Source organism: Methanoculleus sp. UBA413, assembly GCF_002502935.1.
Classification (GTDB): Archaea; Halobacteriota; Methanomicrobia; order Methanomicrobiales; family Methanoculleaceae; genus Methanoculleus; species Methanoculleus bourgensis.
The window spans coordinates 1-5156 of the sequence record NZ_DAQR01000106.1; the positions used below are offsets into that span (position 1 = coordinate 1).

At 63.6% G+C, this 5156-nt stretch carries 4 protein-coding genes; all 4 read right to left on the minus strand.

Going from position 1 to position 5156, the window contains the following annotated elements:
* Positions 1 to 524: 524 nt before the first annotated feature.
* Entirely contained in the window at positions 525 to 1787 is a 1263-nt protein-coding gene (locus tag BP858_RS08665; RefSeq protein ID WP_014867428.1) for a molybdenum cofactor synthesis domain-containing protein, read from the minus strand.
* Entirely contained in the window at positions 1781 to 2989 is a 1209-nt protein-coding gene (gene glp / locus BP858_RS08670; protein ID WP_286879308.1) for a gephyrin-like molybdotransferase Glp, read from the minus strand. Before glp ends, BP858_RS08665 begins: the two co-directional genes overlap by 7 nt.
* A gap of 75 nt (positions 2990 to 3064) precedes the next feature.
* Positions 3065 to 3865: a formylmethanofuran dehydrogenase subunit C gene (locus tag BP858_RS08675; protein ID WP_062263971.1), complete on the minus strand. Its 801-nt coding sequence runs from the start codon at positions 3863 to 3865 to the stop codon at positions 3065 to 3067.
* A 13-nt stretch (positions 3866 to 3878) separates the two neighbouring features.
* Positions 3879 to 5156 (minus strand): formylmethanofuran dehydrogenase subunit A (locus tag BP858_RS08680; RefSeq protein ID WP_286879309.1); only part of this gene is annotated, 1278 nt, incomplete at its 5' end.

Consider the following 5156-nt stretch of genomic DNA (forward strand, 5'->3'; position numbering starts at 1 on the left):
TGTGTGGCGATACCCGGGGAAAAACCTGCCCGGGGCATGGTAACCTCCCGGAGCGAACCGGTCGGGCTCTCATCTCGTACTCCCCAACAAGGATCAAGACCGTTTTCTAAGGAGGTGGATTATTGACCGGTCTGCGGTCAATAATACCCGAAACCGACCCCCATCTCCTGAATTGAGCGTCATTCTCATGAGTCTCCATACCAAACGTTAGCGCGTATGGGGGCTCGCCCCCTCCCCTGCCCGCACCCCCCGAGGAGATTCCCACCACGGTCCCCTGCTCGGGCGAGCCCGGGGAAATCCGGACCCGGTACTCCCCCGGGGTGGGGACGAGCACCTGGACACGAACAGGGGGTCAACAGAGTCTGATAATTCGGAATCGGTGACTAAACTCACGCGAAGCCTTGAGGCGACGCGAAGAACAGTGGATGAGCGTCTCAGTCCCCAGTCAGGGCAACGCGCTCTTCCGCGTGAGGCAACCGCTGTACGTAAAAACGGTAGACGCAGTTGGTCCGGCAGGACCGCCGTCAGGAGTTCTTCAGCGGGAGCGTCGCTCCTACTCCCTGCACCCGGTGTTCGGGCGCGGGTCTGCGGCTCCCGGGGGACTCCCTGATCAGCGCACGCGGCCCGGTCAACAGGATCTCGACCTCCGCACCCTCGTGGATGCTGCCGGTGCCCGGGGGGACGTGCAGGTAGGCGTTTGCCCGCACGACCGTCATCTGCGTCCCGGCCCCCCGGGGCAGGGGGGTGGCGATGTACCGGTCGCCGGAGCGAGATACCGTGAGAAAGACGTACTCATCAAAACCCGGGTCGGTCTGGACTGTCCTCGCGAGCCGGGCGTGGAGGCGCTCCCCGTACGGAGCGCAGAACCCCCACTCCACGAGCAGGGGGAGGGCGAGCTCCCGCACAGTCGTCATAGCAGCGATCGGGTAGCCCGGCATCCCGATAACCGGTTTCCCGTCGACCCGCCCGATGATCGCCGGTTTCCCGGGCTTCATGGCGATCCCGTGGACGAGCACCTCACCAAGATCGCCGATGACCCCGGCGGTGAAGTCGCGGGTGCCCGCTGAAGAACCGGCAGAGACCAGGAGGAGGTCGTTCTCCCTGACGCCCTTTGCGATCGCCTGCCGGAGCAGCCTCTGGTCGTCGCAGACGATGGGGTAGCGGGTGCAGGTTGCGCCCGCCTCACCGAGCCATGCCGCCGCAACAGCAGTATTGCTCTCGATCACCTCGCCCGGGCCCGGGCGCTCGCCTGCCGGGATCACCTCGCTCCCTGTCGGCAGGAGCCCGACCTTCACGGCCTGTACATCAAGCCCGGTGATCCCGTAGGAGAGGAGCGCCCCGATGTCGCAGGGGCGTATCAGGTGTCCGGCCGGGAGGATCAGGTCCCCGCTCCGGATCTCCTCCCCGGCGGGGTGGACGTGCTCCCCAGGTGATGCGGCCCTGCTGGTGAACCAGGCCCCCTCCCCCCCGGTGATATCCTCGATCATGACGACCGCATCGTAGCCCGGCGGGATCGCGTTTCCCGTGTTCACCCGGCAGGGCTCCCTGAGCAGAACAGGGTTCTCGTCATCCGCACCACTGGTCTCGCTGCTCACAACGGCGAACCCGTCCCTTGCGGCGATGTCGGTTGCCGGGACCGTCAGCGGCGAGTGGATGGGCTCGACCGTCACCCGCCCGGTTGCCCCCGCCACCGGGACCCGGACGGACCGGTTCGGGCGCGGGAAAGCGCCCAGCATCATATCCCGGACCTCAGCAAGCGGTCTCAGCAGAAGACGCTCCCTCACCATAGCGTCACGTCCACCTCGCATCCTGCCTCGAGCCCCTCCCATCCCTGGAGGATCCTGATGAGCCCGTCGCTCTCTACGAGGGTGTTTAAGAGGCCCGACTTCCCGAAGAGCGGCACCGCTTCATCCCCGAGGAGTTTGACCCTGACGTACTCCTCACGCCCCCGCTCCGAGGGGATGTTCCGGGTGAGGACCGCCTTCTGCTTCGCCTCCCGGCGACCGGTGCAGCCAGAGAGCGACTGCAGGAGGGGGGCTGCGAGCACCGCAAGAACGACCCTCGTCGATGCCGGGTGGCCGGGGATGCCGATGACGGGCGCATGTCTGATCTTCCCGATGATCGTCGGTTTCCCGGGCGCCAGCGCCATCCCGTGCGCGAGCACCTCCCCGAGCAACCCGATCACGTCGGCCGTGATATCCCGGTCGTCCTTGGAGCTCCCCCCGGTGATCAGGAACGCGTCACACTCGTCAAGCGCCGACGAGAGGAGCGCCGCGAGTTCCGCGCGGTCGTCCCTGACGATATCATAATACCGCGGAACGCCGCCCATCTCCTCGACGAACGCGCCGCAGAGGTAAGAGTTGACGTCGCGGACCTCACCGGCAGCCGGGACTTGGTCCGGCGGCACCAGTTCGATGCCGGTCGGGACGATCCCGATGACCGGTCTCTTCCTCACCGCCACCCGGGAGACCCCGACCGCCGCGAGCACGCCGATGTCCTGGACCTTCAGGTGTTTCCCGGCCGCAAGAACGCCTTCGCCGCGGGCGTAATCCTCATCGGCACGGATGATATTCTCGCCCGGGGAGACCTGGCGACCCGCAAGAACCGTCTCCCCGAGGTCCTGGCAGTACTCAAGCATCACGACCGCATCCGCTCCTTTGGGGAGAGCGCCACCGGTCGGGATGTAGGCACACTCGCCGGGCCTGATCGCGGGACTGTTCCCTCCGCGGCCCATGACAACCTGCCCCACCCTCGTAAGCGGGACCGGGGCCGCCTCCGATGCCCGGACGGTATCGGCGCAGTTCACCGCAAACCCGTCCTTGACCGAGCGGTCAAAACCCGGTATATCAGTATCAGCCTGGACGTCCTCCGCGAGGATGCGACCATACGCCGCGGTCAGCGGCACATTCTCTGTCCCGACCGCCGGGGAGATCCGGTTGATGATATGAATAGCCTCGATCACCGGTATAAGACGAAGAAATCCGGTCATATCTTCAGCCTCCCGGGTATCCTACCCGGCACGCCATACGTTCCCTTCCCGGCCGGTGGCCGCGGATAAAAAAAGTTAGATTCTGGTGTAGATGTTTGCATACACCGTCTTACCCTTGGAGACCGGGTGGCGTTCACCGAGGTCCCCGATATAGTGGGCGAAGAGGGCAGTCTCACCATCGACCTCCTGCTCGACCTCGCCGACCAGCTTGAACCCGGGGAGCGGGTTCTCGATTGTGCCATAGACGTAGATGTCGCCTTTCACCATCTGCCCGCCGACACGGGCCTTGGCGTTCCCCTTGATGATGACGGTGCCGCCTTCGCCGTGGGTGGAGACGTGAATGTCAGCGTCGCCGCCGATGATGATGGTCCCGCCGTTGATGAACGTGGCTGTGTCGCTGCCGACGTCCCCGGCAACCCGGATCAGTCCGCCCTGCATACCGCGCCACTCACCGCGGGGCGATGAGCCAAGGTGACATCCGGCCTTTCCGTCGACGATCAGTTCGCCGCCTTCCATTCCGATGCCGCAGAACGAGTCGACGTTTCCTTTCACGCGGATCTTCCCGCCTTTCATCCAGCCGCCGATGTACATGTCGGCGTTGCTTTCGATGACGATCTCGCCCGCGGTCATCTGCTGGCCGATCCGCTTCACACGGGTGCAGTCCCCACGAACGATGATCTTCGTCTCGGCAGCCGTTGCTCCGCCTTCGCCCTCAACGGTGAAATACTTCCCGAGCGGGCTCTTCATCTTGCCCTCCCAGACATCGAGAGTGGCGATCTCAGCGGCCTTCTTTCCTGCAAAGTTGTCTGGAGTGATATTCTGCCCCTCAAGATAGAGTTCGGGAGGGTTTGCCAGGGTGATAGTTACTGTCTTCATACTTCTCATCACCTTACTGTGTCGAATCGACCTCGATCACCCTCGGGTTGTGGAGGTGCTCCTCGAAGAGCTTGTAGTTCTCGACTCCCACGCTGTAGTGCCTGAGGAAGTGCTCGTAGATGTCTCTCTGCACCTGCGCGTTCTCCGGGACCTTCACGTCGACCCAGACGGTCCGCTTTGCGGGCTCTGAGACGACTTCGCCGTCCTTGACGGTCACGATGCCGTCCTTGACCAGGTATACGCACCGTGAGAAGGCGTTCTCGATCATCTCCGGATCGGAGGGCATATCCTCAGGGTTGAGGGCGTAGATGGCGACATCGGCATCCATGCCGGGCGCAAGTCCGCCGTAGATGTTGCTGATGCCGAGTGCCTTTGCCGGCCCTGCCCTGGTCATCTGCGCGATCTCGTAGAGTGTGAGTTCACGGTCGATGCTGTCTATGGTGGTAGACTCAATCGTCCGGTCGAGCCACTTGAACGTCTTCATGGTCTCGTCGCGTGCTGCACGGCTCATCAGCCACTTTATGACCCGTGGGTAGCGGGTGAACGGCCCGGCGTTCGGGTGGTCGGTGGTGATGAACGTCCGCATCGGGTCCTTGGCGTAGAGCGCAAGTTCCAGACCGATGGCCCACTGGATGGTGCAGACCTTGACGGTCGGGCTGTAGATGTAGGGGACGACGCCCGCGGCGGTCTCGAGTTCCACGTCGGTGTTTGCCCATTTCAGGTTGTTGAGGGCCCGGAGGTGGTGCTCGAACGGTCCGTCTGCGGTCATGGTCGTGGTCTCGTCGAGCGTCACCTGACCCATGTCGATGGTGATGTTCTCGTGCGAGTTCACGTAGTCCATGATCTTGTCGGCCCGAGACTCGACGTTCCTCCAGGAGTCACCGCCATAGGAGCAGAACTGAACGTGCGTGACGTGCATGACCTGGTCCCGGCCGAAGTTGTTCTTCGGGGTGTAGCCCTCGGCGAGCTTGAACGAGTCGAGGGTATCGGTGTAGTTGCCCGGGTTCCCGAGGTTGTTGCAGTGCAGGTGCATCGAATGCGGGAGGCCCAGGAATTCGTTTGTCTCGATGAGCCCCTTCACGATCTCTGCCGGGGTGATATCGAAGTACGGGACCGGATCGTGGATGTTGTCACAGTTCAGGCCCCATCCCCAGGCTTCCGTGCCGCCGGGGTTGACGACCTTGATGGCAAACCCACGGGTGGCCCGCAGGAGCCAGGCAGTGTACGCGGCGTTGTTCTCGATCTCGTTGTTCTTGAGGTAATCGAGCGTGAACCAGTTGTTCCCGAAGAC

Coding starts and splice junctions, on each gene's coding strand:
- BP858_RS08665 (WP_014867428.1), bottom strand. CDS start 1,787: ATGGTGAGGGAGCGTCTTCTGCTGAGACCGCTTGCTGAGGTCCGGGAT.
- glp (WP_286879308.1), bottom strand. CDS start 2,989: ATGACCGGATTTCTTCGTCTTATACCGGTGATCGAGGCTATTCATATC.
- BP858_RS08675 (WP_062263971.1), bottom strand. CDS start 3,865: ATGAAGACAGTAACTATCACCCTGGCAAACCCTCCCGAACTCTATCTT.